This window comes from Leptolyngbya sp. AN10 (assembly GCF_050565645.1).
GTDB lineage: Bacteria > Cyanobacteriota > Cyanobacteriia > Leptolyngbyales > Leptolyngbyaceae > Leptolyngbya.
The window spans coordinates 40,756-56,443 of record NZ_JBNXVP010000016.1; the positions used below are offsets into that span (position 1 = coordinate 40,756).

Annotated in this window: 17 protein-coding genes and 1 pseudogene; 14 read left to right on the forward strand and 4 right to left on the reverse strand. The window is 44.0% G+C overall.

The genetic code is table 11. The features are described from left to right. Positions 1-141 precede the first annotated feature (141 nt). The 4 genes from ACQ4M5_RS21760 (at position 142) to ACQ4M5_RS21775 (ending at position 5,230) form a co-directional block, all read left to right on the forward strand. Positions 142-495, forward strand: a complete 354-nt coding sequence (locus ACQ4M5_RS21760; RefSeq protein ID WP_430677766.1) for a DNA polymerase beta superfamily protein — start codon at positions 142-144, stop codon at positions 493-495. Positions 496-622: 127 nt separating this feature from the next. Then, positions 623-1,384, forward strand: coding sequence for a hypothetical protein (locus tag ACQ4M5_RS21765; RefSeq protein WP_430677767.1), 762 nt, complete (start codon positions 623-625; stop codon positions 1,382-1,384). Positions 1,385-1,683: 299 nt separating this feature from the next. After that, positions 1,684-2,331: a hypothetical protein gene (locus ACQ4M5_RS21770; protein ID WP_430677768.1), complete on the forward strand. Its 648-nt coding sequence runs from the start codon at positions 1,684-1,686 to the stop codon at positions 2,329-2,331. A gap of 778 nt (positions 2,332-3,109) precedes the next feature. Then, positions 3,110-5,230, forward strand: coding sequence for a hypothetical protein (locus ACQ4M5_RS21775; RefSeq protein WP_430677769.1), 2,121 nt, complete (start codon positions 3,110-3,112; stop codon positions 5,228-5,230). A gap of 424 nt (positions 5,231-5,654) precedes the next feature. Here ACQ4M5_RS21775 and ACQ4M5_RS21780 read toward each other — a convergent pair whose 3' ends face one another. Together ACQ4M5_RS21780 and ACQ4M5_RS21785 are read right to left on the reverse strand one after the other, a co-directional pair. After that, positions 5,655-7,190: a hypothetical protein gene (locus ACQ4M5_RS21780; protein WP_430677770.1), complete on the reverse strand. Its 1,536-nt coding sequence runs from the start codon at positions 7,188-7,190 to the stop codon at positions 5,655-5,657. 81 nt (positions 7,191-7,271) lie between these two features. Then, positions 7,272-7,784 carry a hypothetical protein gene (locus ACQ4M5_RS21785; RefSeq protein WP_430677771.1) on the reverse strand — a complete coding sequence of 171 codons (513 nt, stop codon included), beginning with the start codon at positions 7,782-7,784 and terminating at the stop codon, positions 7,272-7,274. Between ACQ4M5_RS21785 and ACQ4M5_RS21790 the strand changes: the two genes are divergently transcribed. The 3 genes from ACQ4M5_RS21790 to ACQ4M5_RS21800 all read left to right on the forward strand — a co-directional run bounded on the left by ACQ4M5_RS21790 (position 7,784) and on the right by ACQ4M5_RS21800 (position 9,746). Continuing rightward, positions 7,784-7,912: a hypothetical protein gene (locus tag ACQ4M5_RS21790; protein WP_430677772.1), complete on the forward strand. Its 129-nt coding sequence runs from the start codon at positions 7,784-7,786 to the stop codon at positions 7,910-7,912. The two genes, ACQ4M5_RS21785 and ACQ4M5_RS21790, sit on opposite strands and share 1 nt — an antisense overlap. A gap of 776 nt (positions 7,913-8,688) precedes the next feature. After that, on the forward strand, positions 8,689-9,201 hold the full coding sequence (locus ACQ4M5_RS21795) for a helix-turn-helix domain-containing protein (RefSeq protein ID WP_430677773.1): 513 nt from the start codon (positions 8,689-8,691) through the stop codon (positions 9,199-9,201). A gap of 2 nt (positions 9,202-9,203) precedes the next feature. After that, the gene (locus tag ACQ4M5_RS21800; protein ID WP_430677774.1) at positions 9,204-9,746 is read left to right on the forward strand and encodes an IS630 family transposase; all 543 of its coding nucleotides are present in this window, start codon (positions 9,204-9,206) and stop codon (positions 9,744-9,746) included. A gap of 100 nt (positions 9,747-9,846) precedes the next feature. Here the strand turns inward: ACQ4M5_RS21800 and ACQ4M5_RS21805 are convergent, their stop codons facing one another. Then, complete coding sequence (locus ACQ4M5_RS21805) at positions 9,847-10,401, reverse strand: hypothetical protein (protein ID WP_430677775.1); 555 nt, start codon at positions 10,399-10,401, stop codon at positions 9,847-9,849. 525 nt (positions 10,402-10,926) lie between these two features. Here ACQ4M5_RS21805 and ACQ4M5_RS21810 point away from each other — a divergent pair. After that, positions 10,927-11,955 (forward strand): hypothetical protein, encoded by a 1,029-nt coding sequence (locus ACQ4M5_RS21810; protein ID WP_430677776.1) that lies wholly within the window; start codon positions 10,927-10,929, stop codon positions 11,953-11,955. Beyond that, positions 11,955-12,125: a hypothetical protein gene (locus tag ACQ4M5_RS21815; protein WP_430677952.1), complete on the forward strand. Its 171-nt coding sequence runs from the start codon at positions 11,955-11,957 to the stop codon at positions 12,123-12,125. Before ACQ4M5_RS21810 ends, ACQ4M5_RS21815 begins: the two co-directional genes overlap by 1 nt. A gap of 76 nt (positions 12,126-12,201) precedes the next feature. Here the strand turns inward: ACQ4M5_RS21815 and ACQ4M5_RS21820 are convergent. Continuing rightward, a pseudogene (locus tag ACQ4M5_RS21820) lies at positions 12,202-12,315 on the reverse strand (DUF2887 domain-containing protein); the annotation flags it as partial. Between the two features lie 106 nt (positions 12,316-12,421). Here ACQ4M5_RS21820 and ACQ4M5_RS21825 point away from each other — a divergent pair. From ACQ4M5_RS21825 to ACQ4M5_RS21845, 5 genes are all read left to right on the forward strand, one after another. Next, positions 12,422-12,982 carry a hypothetical protein gene (locus tag ACQ4M5_RS21825; protein WP_430677777.1) on the forward strand — a complete coding sequence of 187 codons (561 nt, stop codon included), beginning with the start codon at positions 12,422-12,424 and terminating at the stop codon, positions 12,980-12,982. A gap of 297 nt (positions 12,983-13,279) precedes the next feature. Beyond that, positions 13,280-13,657 carry a YbaB/EbfC family nucleoid-associated protein gene (locus tag ACQ4M5_RS21830; protein ID WP_430677778.1) on the forward strand — a complete coding sequence of 126 codons (378 nt, stop codon included), beginning with the start codon at positions 13,280-13,282 and terminating at the stop codon, positions 13,655-13,657. A 533-nt stretch (positions 13,658-14,190) separates the two neighbouring features. Then, positions 14,191-14,565 (forward strand): hypothetical protein, encoded by a 375-nt coding sequence (locus ACQ4M5_RS21835; RefSeq protein WP_430677779.1) that lies wholly within the window; start codon positions 14,191-14,193, stop codon positions 14,563-14,565. Positions 14,566-14,592: 27 nt separating this feature from the next. Next, positions 14,593-15,054 (forward strand): toll/interleukin-1 receptor domain-containing protein, encoded by a 462-nt coding sequence (locus ACQ4M5_RS21840; protein WP_430677780.1) that lies wholly within the window; start codon positions 14,593-14,595, stop codon positions 15,052-15,054. After that, complete coding sequence (locus ACQ4M5_RS21845; protein ID WP_430677781.1) at positions 15,051-15,608, forward strand: hypothetical protein; 558 nt, start codon at positions 15,051-15,053, stop codon at positions 15,606-15,608. Before ACQ4M5_RS21840 ends, ACQ4M5_RS21845 begins: the two co-directional genes overlap by 4 nt. Positions 15,609-15,688: the final 80 nt, after the last annotated feature.

Below are 15,688 nucleotides of genomic sequence, written 5' to 3' on the forward strand. Positions count from 1 at the left end.
ACTAGGAATAATTCGACAAATAGCCTAGTTGATCGAATCGCGATTGTTCTCATTCACTGAGATATTAGGATTTACTCGATCAACAAAACTGTCTACCACCATCAATTCTGGAGAGATTCTGAATTCAGAATCTATTTTCACATGCAAAGAACCCTCGTAGAACAAAGAACAATTTTGCTGGGAATCGCGGGTAGCCAGTCCTACCAAACGAACCTACCTGACTCAGATTTCGAGTATAAAGGAATTTGTGTTGCACCCAAAGAGTACTATCTCGGCTTTAGTGAATTTGAGCAGAAAGACAAAGGCTGGAACACAGAACCAGGGACATTAAAAGAATTAGACAATGCCCCTGACAGCGTGATTTACGAACTGCGAAAGTACTTGCAGCTAGCAGCCGGAGCAAATCCGAATATTCTTGAATTACTCTGGTGTGAATTAGCAAAAAATATGGCGGAATTCGTAAATCAATGGCACAATCCGTCAACGCGGCTCTGAGTGAGCGTTTTAATTCCTGACAACCTAAGATGAGCTGTATTTAAGCGGGAATGACTGGAAGTGGGCTAGAAGCCTAAAACATTTGTGGGTTCTGGCTTAGCAGAACTGTGCCACTCATCTGCAAATTGTGCCAAATCTTTTGCTCATTCACAGCAAGAAAATCAAGCATTCATTTTGTGGCTACGCTTACGCACAGATTAAACGCGTTGAGAATCATCGGCGATGGCTTTTGAATCCACCGCAGCATAAACCGCAAGCAACTGACTTCGGACTCGATGAAACCAAAGCCCTCGATAAAGCGGATCTCAATTGTTTCCTAGAATTTCTCTATCTCCTCATTCGAGATCGCGTCGAATGGATGGAAAAAAGTGATCAAATCTACACTCTGTTAGTCGAGGAAATCGACTTCAAAGGAGTATTAAAGCAACACCCCTTACCCGACGCAGTTGTTGATTATGCTCAAGCTCTGACGCGCAGCAGCAAGGATTTTATTCTCCTACTTCAAAAATCGCAGCAATACCGAGCTGCGTTAAATGAATGGAAAGCGTATCAAGAGTGGAAAGACAAACGCAATCCTGAACGAGCTGGAATGGAAATGCGTGTAGGATACGACGCAAAACACGTAATGCACTCTATCCGTCTACTTCGTATGGGATGTGAAATTCTCAAAGACGGCAAAATTATTGTCAATCGTGAAGTTGCTGGCGACGCAGATTACCTAAGAGACATTCGCAACTGCAAATATTCATATGCAGAAGTTAGCGCTGAATCTAAAAGGCTCTTCGATGAAATGGAGGTGTTATATCAGAAAACAACATTGCCACATGCAGTCAATCACCGTGCAGTTAATGATCTGTGCATCACTCTAGTTGAAAAAATGGGCTTTTAGTAAGCACAACAAAACGATCGAATAATTGCAGTTCATAGACCGAAGAAATAACGGGTATTCAGAATTTGCTGTTGATCGTGAGGTTTCGATGAGACTACCGCTGTGAAATGCCGACATCTAAACATTGAAATCCAAGAAGAGGTGATTAGCTGGTATCAGCACTCGGTCACTAGTGGCGTTATTCAGCACAACCTCACTCATCCCGATTTTACGGGTGCAATCAAGGTCGAATGCTTTGATTGCAGATATAAACTTGAGACAGAGAGTGTCTCATCAGCAGTAGATTCTGAATAGCCATTATGACTAAAAACTGTGTAAAAGTTTTGATCGAAGAACATCCTACTGAATTCAAAATCCGAATTGAGGGCAATGCGTCCATAACGACAAAGACTGATACAGCGATCGCGCTCCTCGAACGAAAATGGCACATTGATGCTCAAAAATCAGGAGCATGCTACATGAAGAAACTCACAAGCGAAAGCTGGAAAATTGGCAGTCACAAAACCCTAAGTCAATCTCAAATTGTTAAAATCCTTGAACAACTACTCAGTGAATCTCTGGTTGATCTCCTACGGCAAGCCAAATTCCATCCTCTTGAAGCTGGGTACTTAGAATTTGAAACTAGTACGAAGCCAGAAGTTTTGCGGGCATGGGCTTTACGGCACTATAAAGCATCAGGAATAAATCACCCCGACTCAATCAATCAAGTTTCAAAATCGCGCCAGATCCGATATGAAATCATGAACCTCGATCGACTGAGACCAAATCTGGAATGTTTACCGTTTTGCAACCCAGATCTTATTGATGGCTATTCGGAGTTAATGCAGGAAGGGATTCAATTCCCGCCGCTGATTGCGTCATATCACTACAACTTGTTAGAAGGCTACCACCGCTACGCTGCTCTTCAAAAAGCACGGATACAACGTCACAGCGTTATTAAACTGTAGTAAAACATCTCGAAGACGAGTTCAAGGAGTTGATGACAAACTTGAAGTCCTATCGAGTTTAACTCTTGGAAAATCTCTAGCCTAACAGTACAAGGATTCTGCCGGACTATTTGGCTAAATAGTCCGGGTTCAGCAACCACTAGTAGCTGATTCGGTATCAGACAGATTCGTCGCATGAAGCGTCACCTCTTATGAATCACAGTTCCATAGATTTTTGACTTTTTACCAATTTGTGCTTAAATTTAAGATCGACAGCAATTACTTCGATTCAAATCAATGCTCGCCATAACACGCACTTCTCGTTATAACGCGCACCAATCTCAAACCCTTTCAGCTGTCTTTATCCCTGAAAAACAAACGACTGAATGATTTCGGCTGAAACTTTAAGTTGTGCAACACTCTGTTCAATTGTCATTTCGCTTCAACCAATTTTCTGCGATCGCCGTTTTGGTTTAGAGTCTCTTCTGATACTTCCGGCAAATAACCCCGTTCAGGCAGCAACAGGCTTAAGCGCATCGTAAAAACCAAGAACCCAATTACTGCGACAGGGTGAAACCCAAAAGTCTGTCAAGAGCAACTCACTGGCGAGCAACAAAAATAAGAGCCGATTCGCGACTATCTCAATTAGGAATCGCCAGTCTTTCCCCTAGCACACATACAAGTATTGAGTTGTGCTCGCTCATCCAAAGATGTGAGCACAACTTTTTCATGAACTTAACGCGTGGAAAACACGAAAACCACATCGATCCAAATTCACAGCAATCCAAACCACTCTCCAATGACTATCAGTTATGAAGATTTGCTTGATCGATCGCTACAGAACCCCCAGACCCCGAATCAAGTAGCGTGCAATGCACTCCCCAACTCAACCCTAAAAAAGCAGATTGATCGCCTCAAGTCTGCCGCTAGTGCTTTAGAATCCACGATTCAAGCAAAAGGGTGCCCCACCCTACCCCACAAACCTGTCACACACAAACGGCGGCGCGAAACCGTCAAAGGCATTCACAGAGCCATTCAAGTCGATCGCGTCCGGCAGGTTCTGCTGGGGATTGCTTATGCACTTGAACAAAACTGCTGCCCAGATCCCCTCCGGCGGATCACAGCAAAAACCGAAGTCGAAGCACTAGTAGACGGGCAGTATAGTCAAGCCGCCGCCATGAAAGCATTTGGCGGACAGGAAGTCATATTCGATCGAGCAAAACAGGCGATCGACTCGCTAATCTTGCCTGACCCACTACTCAACGAGCGGAAAACCCAGCTTCTACTCAAAGAACTGGACGTACTCAGTCGCGGCATCAAAAGCTTTTTCCCTACGCCGCAATTAGTTGCCCAGCGTATGGTCAAGCTAGCACGCATCAAGCCTGGAGATCGGGTGCTGGAACCAGAAGCAGGCAGTGGCGCGATCGCAGAAGAAATCCGATCTGCGGGAGCAAACGCCGTCGTGATGGAGATCCAGGAAGACTTGAGAGAAATTCTGAATCTCAAGGGTTTTACCGTTTCAGGGCATGACTTTCTGATTGACGCGCAAAACCAGATTGATACCTATGATGCCGTCGTCGCCAATCCCCCGTTTGAAAACTTCGCCGATGTCATTCACCTGCAGCAGATGGTTGACAGCACCAAACCTGGACAACGCATTGTTTCACTGATGTCAAACGGACCGTTTTTTCGGGAGGACGACCGCGCCCAAGAATTTAGAACCTGGTTCACCGAACTCAATGGGGTCTATGAAAAGATTCCGGGTGGCACCTTTGCCACAACGGGCGTACCAGCAATTCTAGTTGTGATTGCCAAGCCGCTCAGTGATAACTGCTGCCAACCACCATGCGAGTTTGCAATTGGCGATAGCGTCCGCGTCGATCGCACTCCGATCGGATTGGAACACTGGCTGGGGCAGATTACCACAGTTGCCGATGTCAATCCGCTCAACCCTTTGATGGTCGATCTGCATATTCCCCAACAGCTCCGCGCCAATCTGATTGACGAGGTGTACCTTAAATTCCCGGCATCCGGACTAGAAGCCTGCACGACAGAGGAACTAGAACAGTCCCAGAACAAGCCAGAAGCAGAAGACTATCCCCATCCACTGGCAATTCTTGAGGAACTGCAGAAAAACGAAGACAGCTTTCAGTCCGCTCTTGAATCGTTACGATCGGAATTAAGTAGCTGCTTTGGTAATCCCCACATTGCAGTAGGTCAATACGTGGTTGAGAAAGCAGATGATGATACCCCTGAAAAGGTATGGCGCATCAACGAAATTCACGAATTGAAGGGACAACGTTCTGCAGGACTCATCGATCCGTACACCTCTAATCAAACAAAGCGAAATCCTCGTGATTTACGGCTAGCAACCCCAACGGAAATAGAAACCGTCGCAATCGATTTGCTCAACGACAATCGCAAAGAAGCAAGACTACTTGTGCAAGAACTACGACAGCAACTTGTCGCCGGATTATCATCATTGACCACCATTAAAGTCGGCGATCGAGTAAAACTGGCACTTCTTCCAGAGCCGTCTATCATGTTATCTGTAAATTCTACAACTCCTCTACCGACCGCTCAGTCGCTGTTTCTTGTAACTGAGGTTCAAGGAGATCGCCTTGTGCTCAAATACGAAGCGGAACCTCCCTTTCGGTGCAGCGCTGCCAGGGTTCAAGCAGTATATAGCTCAACCCAAAAGATTGCCCGCACAAACGAGAGTCAATCTGAAGAATGGACTAGCCAGCCGCATCTCCAGATAGCACCTGAGCCAGAAGTTACTCCCGTCATCGCATCCCCAATGCCTGAAAGCTCTGCGAACACTTCCAGCCAAAAGCGATCCGAATCAAAACCCGTTCGTGGTTCTAAAATCAAAACAGCAGAAGAATCGAACTCAGAACAATTATCACTAGACCTATAGCGATGAAGCTACTACGTTAGCAAGGATTAATTCAAACGTCATTAATCCTTGCTAACACAAAGTACAACCCCGATCGCCAGATCTCTTGTTAATGGGTTGTTGAGCTAAGATTCAGACGAATTCGCTCGATAAGGCGACTGCAACGATTTTTCTAAGACGACGAAATGGATTATGCCGAGGTCGCTGAAACGGTAGCGGCACTAATAGCAATCTCCGAACCTTGATACTCTCGATTGAATGCACCCACTGGAATGGCGACTTATCTTCAATATCTTAATAGTGGGCGTGGTGCATGCTGGGATAGCACTTCCACTGGTTTAATATTTACTCAGTAAGCGAGGAAACTCAAATAGTGCGGAGCGCATTGAGCGATTCAACCCGTCTTGCGAACGCTTTGAAAATCGACTGATCGCAAGTTTGTTAGCTAGGACCTTCTTCTATTTCTAATAATGGACAAACTCAACTCATTCATCAAAAACGAGGTTAAATACCTAGAAACACCAGAATCGTCCGAGCTTTGCCGAATCGAAGGATTAAAAGACGACAACATAGCACTGACAGAATCCAAATCAGGTAAAGTCGAAACATCAGACTGGTTCTTCAAAGAAAAATAGGCATCTAAAGCATAAGCAATCCTCTCCGGCGACATCCCTGCCCCATCTATGGTACTAAAATCCACATAATCCCACTGAATACGAAGATCTTCCAAAAGCAGATCCCCAACCAAGCTGTGATTTTCAAACGCAAAAATAACCCTATTTCGAATAGACTGCCTCAACACATAATCATCTCCAATTAACTGCAAAACAGTTAGAAGTGGCTTCTGTTCAGAAGTTAAGCGGTACTCTCTTAGACTCTCGTAAAGTCTTAACTGAAAAAAATGTTGAGAAGAAAGAGAAGCAATTTTAGCTTGCTCAAGCTTAACTAATTCACAAGAAAGTGTTTCTATAAAACGACTAATGTTAAAAGTTCGTTTCTTTAATTCCAATACTTTACGAGCAAGGGCAGCATCGTCTTTCTCTTGGCTTCCAAACCAATACTTATCAGGATAGGTAGACCTTGAATTGCCCTCATCATCATGATAAATCCAGCATTTCTTGGGCTGTTCAGCATTTATTTCCTGCTCAGCTTGCCGTCGATATGATAAATCATACGCCGACCTCAATACACCCAAAACACGCTCTGGAAGTCCACCTGTAATCTCTGCTAATAACTGGCTACAACCCTGCCAGTCAATACAATGATTCCCCAAAGCCTTCACTTCCCACAACCGCATCAGTTCTAGGCACTGGTGTTCATCCAAGCAGCTGTAACAGAAGGACTGCCACCGACAGAGTGAAGGAGTCTGATGCATAAACCAATCAATCATCAGAGGGGTGCCTATCAAAGCAACAGAAATATCAGGAATAACTTCATCAAAAAACTGAAGAACCTCCTTCCAGTAATTGGGTTGCCATAAAGAAGAAGTATCAACAATTAACAACTTTGTTTTAGCCGCCCGAAGTAGTTCCACAGCCTTCGGCTGCCAATACTTTGCTCCTCCAGAATCGGCCCGACCTCGACACTGAGAAACGGCAACCCAAGGAAAAATATCATAAGAGACATCCTTCAGTAAAGAAAGAAGAGTACAAGGTTCTGGTCGAATAAAAACTACAGGAACCTGTTGGGACACATAGCGGTACTGTAATGCAGAATGATTACGAGCAAAATGAATTGCTGCAAAAGTCTTGCCAACAGAAGCATCTCCAAAACAAACACCCCTGGCTCCTGAATCAGAAAAAAGCGACTGAAGCCATGCCTCAAAACCACTGGCAGAACCAATAGGGTAAAATTCAAAAGAAGGAGTATCGAGCAGATATTCAGGAACATCACACTCATAAAGCTCTGGAGCCTTCCGCATTTTATAAAATGCGGTACTCCCACGCAGATTGGAATCAATGGGCTTAATCTGAAGAACCATAAACCAAGAATTAACTCAACGACAACAGAGCAAAAATATTAATAGAGAGACAAATATCCAATCGCAGCGACCAGTATAGATTCATCCTGGCTCGCTCAAAACACCTAACTCTTCTAATATACTTACCGTCACAAAATCACGACAAAAATAACGATCCAATAAGTTCTCAACTTGCCCCTGGGTTGAAAAGTTTTGCTTCACAATCAAACGCAAAAAAATAGTTCTAACCCAAAAATCAAGGTTCTGAGTAAGTTCAAGACTATCAAGCGATCGCAAATACTCAAGAGACACAATTGGCAAGAAGTCAGAAAAGAACGCTTTTACCAACCTATCCAGTACCACATCACACTTTTTCCTTTGCTGATTCACAAGTTCCCACTTTTTGAACTCTAAAGAACTTAAAAACCGCTCCTGCAACGCAGTTTGATCAAGCTTGTTCGCTAACTGAGAAATTGAAATTTCCGCTTGCCCTGAAAGGAGTTCGCTTATGGCTGTCCTATCCACAACTTGTGGTTCTCCCAGTATCCATTGCAGATCGCCCCTACCCAGAAGAACGCTGGAGTGACAATCCTCCCAGTGCTTAATCCGCGCCAATGGTCCTTTCTCCGGAAGCACTCGATCCCGATAATGTTCTGGATAACATCGGGGGCATCCCCTTAAACCAAACCGCTGTCCTACCTCAAAGTAAACCAAGCTCGAAATCAAGTGAATCGAGTCAGTAACCCAACGCCTCCAGAGCGTCATAGAGCTATCGACCAACGAATCAAACCTCCATACAGGCAATGGTTTTGCCTCTATTGCCTCAACGTGGCTTAAGCTTGTTCTACCTAACGGATCAAAATCGGCACAAGACATAGGGCTAATGAAGTCTCCTAGAGAATCCCTGGCATTCAACCGAAATCCCGTACTACGCTCAAACTTGCCCCTGCCATGAGCAGTCTTAGCAGGCAAACCCATTACTCGCTCTGGAGAAGCATCAGCAACAAAAATATACTGTGAAGTTACATTCTGAACAGTTCGACACACGTAATATCGACGAGATCGCCCGTTCTGGGGAGTTACCCAGAAATGAATCGCAACTAACGTTCCAGAGGTAATAGAAAGCAACCATTCAAGAGTAGTGCCTAATTCTTCCGGCTTGGGATAAAAATCTACTTCGGATTGGTTAGAGTCAAAGCGACACACGGTGTAATCTTCCCCAGCAGCAGGAGTAATAAAATCTACGTCCTCACCGGACTTTACAGAAATCGATCTCGCATCGACCCCTGTCTCTCGAAAAAAGTATCCCCCAGATCCACCCCACACCCCCCTCAAATTGGTGTCAGAAGCACCAGGAATGAAAATTGTAGAATGAGAGACATTAGCGATCGCCAAAATCCGCTTGAGCCAGGAACCATGGAATAAATACCAAACCTCAACCCGATGCCCTTTACGAAGTTGGGTAAGCCAATCAGAAGTACAGCTTGCCCAGATAGGATGTGAACAGTGATACAATCAGGTGACTCCTAACCCAAACACCAACTTGATGATTGAGCTTCAACAGTACATCCAAAGTAATCCGCCTGCGAATGAACTCAAACGTGCCCTCGCGGTTCAAATGAGTCAGCAGGGATACCGGTATCGCCAGATCCGAGATGTGATGCACGTTTCCATCGGGTTTATCACAGAAGCCAACAAGCGTTATGAGCGTGGCGGAGTCGAGGGATTGAAGTCGAACTACTGGGGGACGCAAGGCTATCTGACTCAGGAACAGAAACAATCGTTACTGGCATGGCTCGACCAACAGGATTACTGGACAATTGAGGAAGTGATGCTGCACCTCGAAACGGAGTACGGGGTGGTCTATCAGTCACGCCAAAGCTACTATTCATTGCTGCAACAAGCAGGATTTAGTTGGAAAAAGTCACACCCGACGCACCCCGATAAAGATGTGGATCAAGTCAGCGAAAAAAAACCGAGATTTTGGCGCTCTTGTCGCAGTGGCGAAGCGAAATTGCCAGTGGGCACGTGAGGGTGTTGTTTCTCGACGAGTGCCATTTGGTGTGGGGCGATGTGAGTGGATACGCCTGGAGTCGGCGGAATCAGCGGGTGGATGTGCCCATTGCATCAACGCGAGAGCGTCAAACCTACTATGGAGCTTTGGACTACTTGACCAAACAAGTGGTGGTGCAAGAGTACAGTGCGGGCAACGAGGTCAACACGGTTGCCTTTCTCAAGTACCTGCAATCGTGCTACGACCCGTCCACTCGCTTGATCATCGTGTGGGATGGAGTCAACTACCATCGTTCAGCCATGATGCAAGAGTTTCTCGCTCAAGTCAATGCAGGACTGTCATCTGAGCAATGGAACATCACTTGTGTTCGCCTCGCTCCTCGTGCCCCGGAGCAAAATCCGATTGAAGATGTTTGGCTGCAAGCGAAGCAGTTCATTCGCAAGTATGCTCGATTGTGTCATCGCTTTTGGGCAGTCAAGCTGTTATTCAAGCTTGCAACCCACTGTCAAACCTTTACATTTGCCAGAGCTTTTATGTATGGTTATTGTTCATATCCTATCTAGGAAATCTGTAGCTGATGCTCGGATTGCTGCAATATCGGAACTACCCATAAAGTTCACCTCAGGAAAAGAAACAATCGAACTTAAACCTCCTCAACCGTAATCAAAAGCCCTGAACACCTGTCTGTGCAAGTAAAGCTTGAATTTTTTCAGGAGCGAAGGCATTAACTCTTCCACCTCGTTTATCCCAGTACTCGTTATGCAACGTCTCCACCTCCAAGTCAGACTTCCCAGTCAAGGATCGAAAGCCATTTCGTCCAATAACACCAGTAGTTAGAACAGCATGACGAGCAAAAGCCGCAGCAAGCGCAAGCTCCCAGGATTTAAGGGATACTCCTCCAGAAACATGAGGCGATCCAAAGCACTGATAGTTATGCCAGATAGCATCAGCTTGCTGATCATAAAGAACATCAAGAATTAGACGTAAATTCTGCTCCGCCAATTCCAGCGTTAAAGATTTACCCGTCTTCGCCCAGTCTGTGATCAAGCAGCAGCTTTGATGCAAAGGAAATCGCTGAAAAGAAGCAGGAAACGCAAAATCTATACCCATTAATTCCAACTTTGAACTCAAACGAACCGCAAAGTCCTGACATAATTCATCAGCAACCTGCTGGGGAACCAAATTAGCAATAGACAAACCTAAAGAAGATTCTGGCATAGGTTAGTACAACAAATCTCAAAGACACAACAAGTACAGAAAACACAACGCAACTAATCACAAGCAAAACAGGATAAAGACTCATCCCCTCCGAATTTAGATGAAGATATAGACTCGGTAACGAAAGCCGCCTACGCCCAAAAGGATATCATAGATATTCTTACCATACGTGAAAATACTAGTAAAACGTAGAATCTGAATGAGTTGTTGAGTTGTTAAAATTATTAGAAAGCAGCAGCACAATCATAAGCTGATCTATGTGGAAACAACTTACATTAATGATTTATCAAGCATTATTTAAGGATTTGGAAATTCCAGAAATTTGAAAACGAGAAGATCAATATTAGAAATAGCTTAAAACTATCTAATCGAAATTGCGAAGTGTACTGGAATAGAACCTGCCGTTTCTATACAGTGATAATCTAACTAACTCAACCCTAAGGAACCATCAACAAATAGCCGGTACAACCTCTACTTCAACAGTACAATGAGGCTATACATTCAGATAACAGGAGTTACTCCTTCATGCGTCTTGATGAATTTCTAAATTTGAGTGAGGTGCAACGGGAAGAGTGGCTTAAGCAAGCGAGCGCGGAGGAGCGGGAATTTCTCAACGTTGAATTGGCTGAAAGACTCAAAGCCCAAGGAACTACTGAAGCTGTGGAGATTGACAATCATCAGTCTGCACTTCTCAATTTTTCCGATCTTGGCTTCGATCAGGAAATTGATATGCAACTAGCTGAAATCGTTGCAAAAGGCAAGATGGATACGGGTTTTTATCGAGACAGCACAAATCGACTCACTCATACCTTGCGGTATCTCGATGCAGTCCCAGAAATTCTTCAGAGAATAGCTCCAATTAATTATAGGGACATTCCAGACTACTCCCAAAAATTGACGCATACAAGCTCCGAACAGCAGCAGATAGACAACAAAATTATGTCTATTGATGAAGAGGTTAACGACGTGCAGCAGTTTACTGAAACAGAGCGAAAATTAGCAGAAATTTGGAGATACGCTTTGAGCTTGTCGATCGAGCGGTATCAATCGTTAACGCAAGAGTCGGACTTTTGGGATTTGGCAGGATGGTGCGCGACGATACCCTACACATTGTTAAAGAATCAGCTTGAAAGTGAATTTGGCATCGTGCTAGATGAATCGATTGAGGATCACTCGACGCTCCGCGAGCAAGCAACATGGCTCGATTTCAGAGTTGAGTATCATGCAGTGTTCAGGTTTTTGAATGATTGGATTACAACATCCTACAGCAATCGCACAGAGACAACAGTTAAGGAACAGAAGCTAGACCTACTTCCAGTTAGCAGTCGCACAGCTTTTCGAGATGCGATCCTGCATTCCAAGTATCATACAGTTGTGATTGAAGACATCCAACTCGCCCAACTTCAAGGATCAGATTTAGTGAGTGCAAGGGTAAGGGCAACAGGATATTTGCCTTCAACTTCAGCTCTTGCAAAAACTGAACCGCTTGAACTGGGATTTATGCTTGAGTTGACTGATCCTCAAGAACCAAGGATTGTATCAATTGATTATTAATGGAACAGACTGAAGCACATTCACCAGACGATGAGCAGAAACTGTGCGAGAAATTATTGCTGATCTTACCGCATCTCGATGAACGACAACAGTGGTTGGTACTTGCCACAGAAGCACAGAGCCTGGGGTATGGAGGCATCTCTAGGGTTGCCCGCGCTTCCGGAGTTTAGCGCCCAACGATTCATCGGGGGATGAAAGTAGCTTGCCCAGACTGACCTCAAAACTCTTGACCGAATTCGCCCGCCTTCAGGCTGCAGAAAGCGCATTGAAGCGGCGTTCAGTAAAAATAACAACTGCTTGCCAAAGATTGGTAGGTTCATAATCATTAAGATAAAGGTGGATTTTGCTAAAGAAACGGTAGTAGAAATTTCGTAGTTTAGCGCTTCACGACCACCGAAATTAAAACCGCATGATTGTGCGCGAGATAAAGCGTTAACTATAAATGAGTCTGGAGTACTTAAGAACAATGCCAAGTTTAATTAACTTTCTACCCGAAAAAAGCATAGATAATTGCATTGAAATTTATGAAAAATCCGCAGTTTTATTGACGAAAAACAACGACTTTCCAGTTGTAAGTATAGGACATGGAGCCTGTTCTGGTTATGTTTTTATCTCTACTTCAACAACCATAGAACAAGTCTTAATTATGCATTCTTCGATGGGTCTATTTGATTATGGAAATATCAAAGATAATCCAAATCAAATAGAATGTCTTCAAGCCTTTATCGAGCAAAATAAGGAGAGAAGTATCTTTCTTCTTCCAATAGGAAGAACAACAACCGCTTTCAACATTTTCGAGAATCATGCTTTAGGAATTGCAAAAAGAGCAAACAAGGAAATATTTGTACTGGATGCTGTAAGATTCGATTCAAAAGCGGGTTGGCATTTTCTTATTGATGTTCAAAAAGATGTTCTTGCTCTTCAGATTGGGGGATGTGAATACGCTGAAAATTCACATCTTGAGGTCTACTCTTTAGAGGGAGTTTTAGCAGAGCGCGTTCAAGCACTTCGTTCGAAAAAACGCTAGAACTCCTTCATAAAGCAAAGCGAATTGAGGCATTAAAAACACGAACTCCACCGAAAGAACCGGATCGCTGTGACGGATCTAGACACTGACCACTAGCTGGACAGTGCTGAGGCACTAGTACTCGTGAAAAACCAGCATTAATAGGCTTCCAACCTAGAGTCAGGGGCTTAAATTTGGCAAATAGCGATCTAACGAAAAACTCAGTAATATGATGTAGCGCCTCCTAAAGGCGCAGTTGCACCAACATCAAAATTCAGAAATCAGTTTTTAGTTTGAATACCGCACAAGGCAAAGTTAATGATGGAAAACCACAAAAAAGCTCGACCGTCCAACGATTCGGACCGAGATGAACTGATACAAATAATTAAAGCAACACAAAAGATTCAAGCAAGCGCAGATAAAGTACAGTCACAGCTACAAGCTATGCAGATTGAGGAAATTTCCGACGATACCTTTATTTCTATTGTCCTCAATGGTCTGCAAGCGCCAGTCGGAGTCTCTATCTCAAGTGAGGCGATGCATTCTTCTTCTGAACAGCTCAGTCAATCCGTTGAGTCTACACTCAAAAAAGCCTACCACGCTTCTAGCCGTATAATGCAAGAAACAATGGCAGCAATGCTTGAAGAAGCTGGAGTGCCGCCAGAGCGTAACTTCTATCGAAAAATTGTTAAATAGAAGAAAAACAATCAAATTTCGCTTGAACACTCATATCTTAGAAATCGGTACTGATGCTTGGAAATGACCTCTTGTGATTCTAGCGCCAGCTTCCCTAGACAACCACACCATCACTGAACACAAATTTTCGAATCAGATAGCTGCATCTTAACCGCTAGAAGCACCCGTATAGAATTTCAAGAGATTGTGTGCTTAGAAAGTGCCAAGCTTGGTTTTGCTATAGACCGCTTGGAATGCGATTCAGCGCACCGTTGGACTCTCATACAACCGCAAATATTTTTTGCTTCAAGACATGCTAGTAGTAAGAAAACCGCGCTTAAAACTAAGACAGTAAAAGTAATAGAAAAAACAACATAAAGCAATTAATCAAGCTTTAAGTCCAAAACTGAAAACACAAATACCGTTGTTCTAGCTTATTAAACATAGCAGCAAAGAACGGAGAACCGTAATTGCTTGATTGTTCTATGAAAAAGAGATCAGAGGAACTTCCAAAGTTCTTATAAAATTTCACATACCCCAAATTACAACAAATTATGAGGTTTAACAAAGCACAACCGACCGTAGATCTACATTTACGGTGGACATCCGAAACCGAACAGTGGCAAGTCGGTCTTAAACCAATGCTATTTGGTGTACGAGTTCGTGCAGGTCGCACCTGCAACGCCTGCTTTGATATCGCTTACTGTGCAGGGAAAAGTGTTGCCTTTCAACAGGCACTGCTCATCGTCGTAGTCATAATACTGGAATCATTTCCCGAATCAATTGGCAGCAGCGAAATCGCTCAAATCATGCCAGAATACAGACGAAAACCAATTTCCGAAGATCCCTGCTGGCAAAAGCTACAAGATTTAGCACTCGCAATAAACCAGCAAGAACTTCAACTGCAAGACTTCAGTGGCTTCAACTAAAATCCATTCCAAAACTAAAGCAAACCTATGATCACCTCTGTCTACATCGCCTACGATGACACCGACGAAAATCTAAGAGATGAACTTAAATCTCACCTAAGTTCATTAATTCGAAGAAAATTAATCACGTTAAATGATCACCGCTCCGTCCCCCCAGGTCGCGAGTGGCAAGAAAACATTACTCACTCGATCGAGTCAGCAAAAATCATCTTGCTGCTGTGTAGTTCAAGTTTTTTCAACAATGACTGGTGTTACGAGTATGAGATTAAGCGGGCTGTCCGGCAACACGAGGCACAGCAGTCGATCGTGATTCCCATTCTTGTACGACCTTTCAACTTGAGCGCACTCGAAGACCTTAGAAAGTTACAGTGGTTGCCCCCCAATGGGGTTCCTATCACGAGCTGGAAAGATAGAGATGCAGCTTGGGTATCTGTCACTCAAGATATTGAAACGGTTATCTACACAATTCTGACACAGGCAAAGGTATGAATAAAACTCCAAGTGGTCCGCAAAGCAGCATTTCTGATTTAGGACAGATCAGAGACACATTTATCAACTTCATTGAAAGTCAACGTCCAATCTACGACGATCTTGCTCAAGAAGACATCCTAATTCCGTTGCCTCCGCAGTTTCAGTTAAGGAATCCACAAGTCATTCAAGATATCTGCGATCGCTATCTAGAAGCTCAGTGGACGTTAGCGGAATTTGCCGATGACAACAAAACCTTTAAGCTCTCGCGTAGAGCACTTCCGCCCAGTACTGACAAAATCTTGCCTGCGCCCCCAACCAGCGCAACCGAAATTAGCCAGAACTTTGATGAGTTCAAAAATCAGTTTGTTCAATACGTTAATGCACAACGACAACAAAGAGACAACGGGTGCCAAATCGAAATCGAAATTCCGCTACCGGTCAACTTGAGGGTTTTTGATCAAGACCAACAGAGTGCAATTAAGCAGCTTTTCTATCAGCAAGGTTGGGTCAGGGTAGAATTTGCTCAAGGAGCCAAAACACTGCGGCTTTACCGCCAGTCTTTACGCCCCTAAGACATAAGCAAGATCGGCAACAAGTGGCGGTCTCTGTATCTGATTCCTTGCAAAGTGAGAAATCCCGAAACCGTGTAGCT

What these genes read in the sequence shown, in the direction of transcription:
- ACQ4M5_RS21760 (WP_430677766.1), top strand. Translation starts at nt 142, where the DNA reads ATGCAAAGAACCCTCGTAGAACAAAGAACAATTTTGCTGGGAATCGCG.
- ACQ4M5_RS21770 (WP_430677768.1), top strand. Translation starts at nt 1,684, where the DNA reads ATGACTAAAAACTGTGTAAAAGTTTTGATCGAAGAACATCCTACTGAA.
- ACQ4M5_RS21775 (WP_430677769.1), top strand. Translation starts at nt 3,110, where the DNA reads ATGACTATCAGTTATGAAGATTTGCTTGATCGATCGCTACAGAACCCC.
- ACQ4M5_RS21780 (WP_430677770.1), bottom strand. Translation starts at nt 7,190, where the DNA reads ATGGTTCTTCAGATTAAGCCCATTGATTCCAATCTGCGTGGGAGTACC.
- ACQ4M5_RS21790 (WP_430677772.1), top strand. Translation starts at nt 7,784, where the DNA reads ATGGTCCTTTCTCCGGAAGCACTCGATCCCGATAATGTTCTGGATAAC.
- ACQ4M5_RS21805 (WP_430677775.1), bottom strand. Translation starts at nt 10,401, where the DNA reads ATGCCAGAATCTTCTTTAGGTTTGTCTATTGCTAATTTGGTTCCCCAG.
- ACQ4M5_RS21810 (WP_430677776.1), top strand. Translation starts at nt 10,927, where the DNA reads ATGCGTCTTGATGAATTTCTAAATTTGAGTGAGGTGCAACGGGAAGAG.
- ACQ4M5_RS21815 (WP_430677952.1), top strand. Translation starts at nt 11,955, where the DNA reads ATGGAACAGACTGAAGCACATTCACCAGACGATGAGCAGAAACTGTGC.
- ACQ4M5_RS21825 (WP_430677777.1), top strand. Translation starts at nt 12,422, where the DNA reads ATGCCAAGTTTAATTAACTTTCTACCCGAAAAAAGCATAGATAATTGC.
- ACQ4M5_RS21830 (WP_430677778.1), top strand. Translation starts at nt 13,280, where the DNA reads ATGATGGAAAACCACAAAAAAGCTCGACCGTCCAACGATTCGGACCGA.
- ACQ4M5_RS21835 (WP_430677779.1), top strand. Translation starts at nt 14,191, where the DNA reads ATGAGGTTTAACAAAGCACAACCGACCGTAGATCTACATTTACGGTGG.
- ACQ4M5_RS21840 (WP_430677780.1), top strand. Translation starts at nt 14,593, where the DNA reads ATGATCACCTCTGTCTACATCGCCTACGATGACACCGACGAAAATCTA.
- ACQ4M5_RS21845 (WP_430677781.1), top strand. Translation starts at nt 15,051, where the DNA reads ATGAATAAAACTCCAAGTGGTCCGCAAAGCAGCATTTCTGATTTAGGA.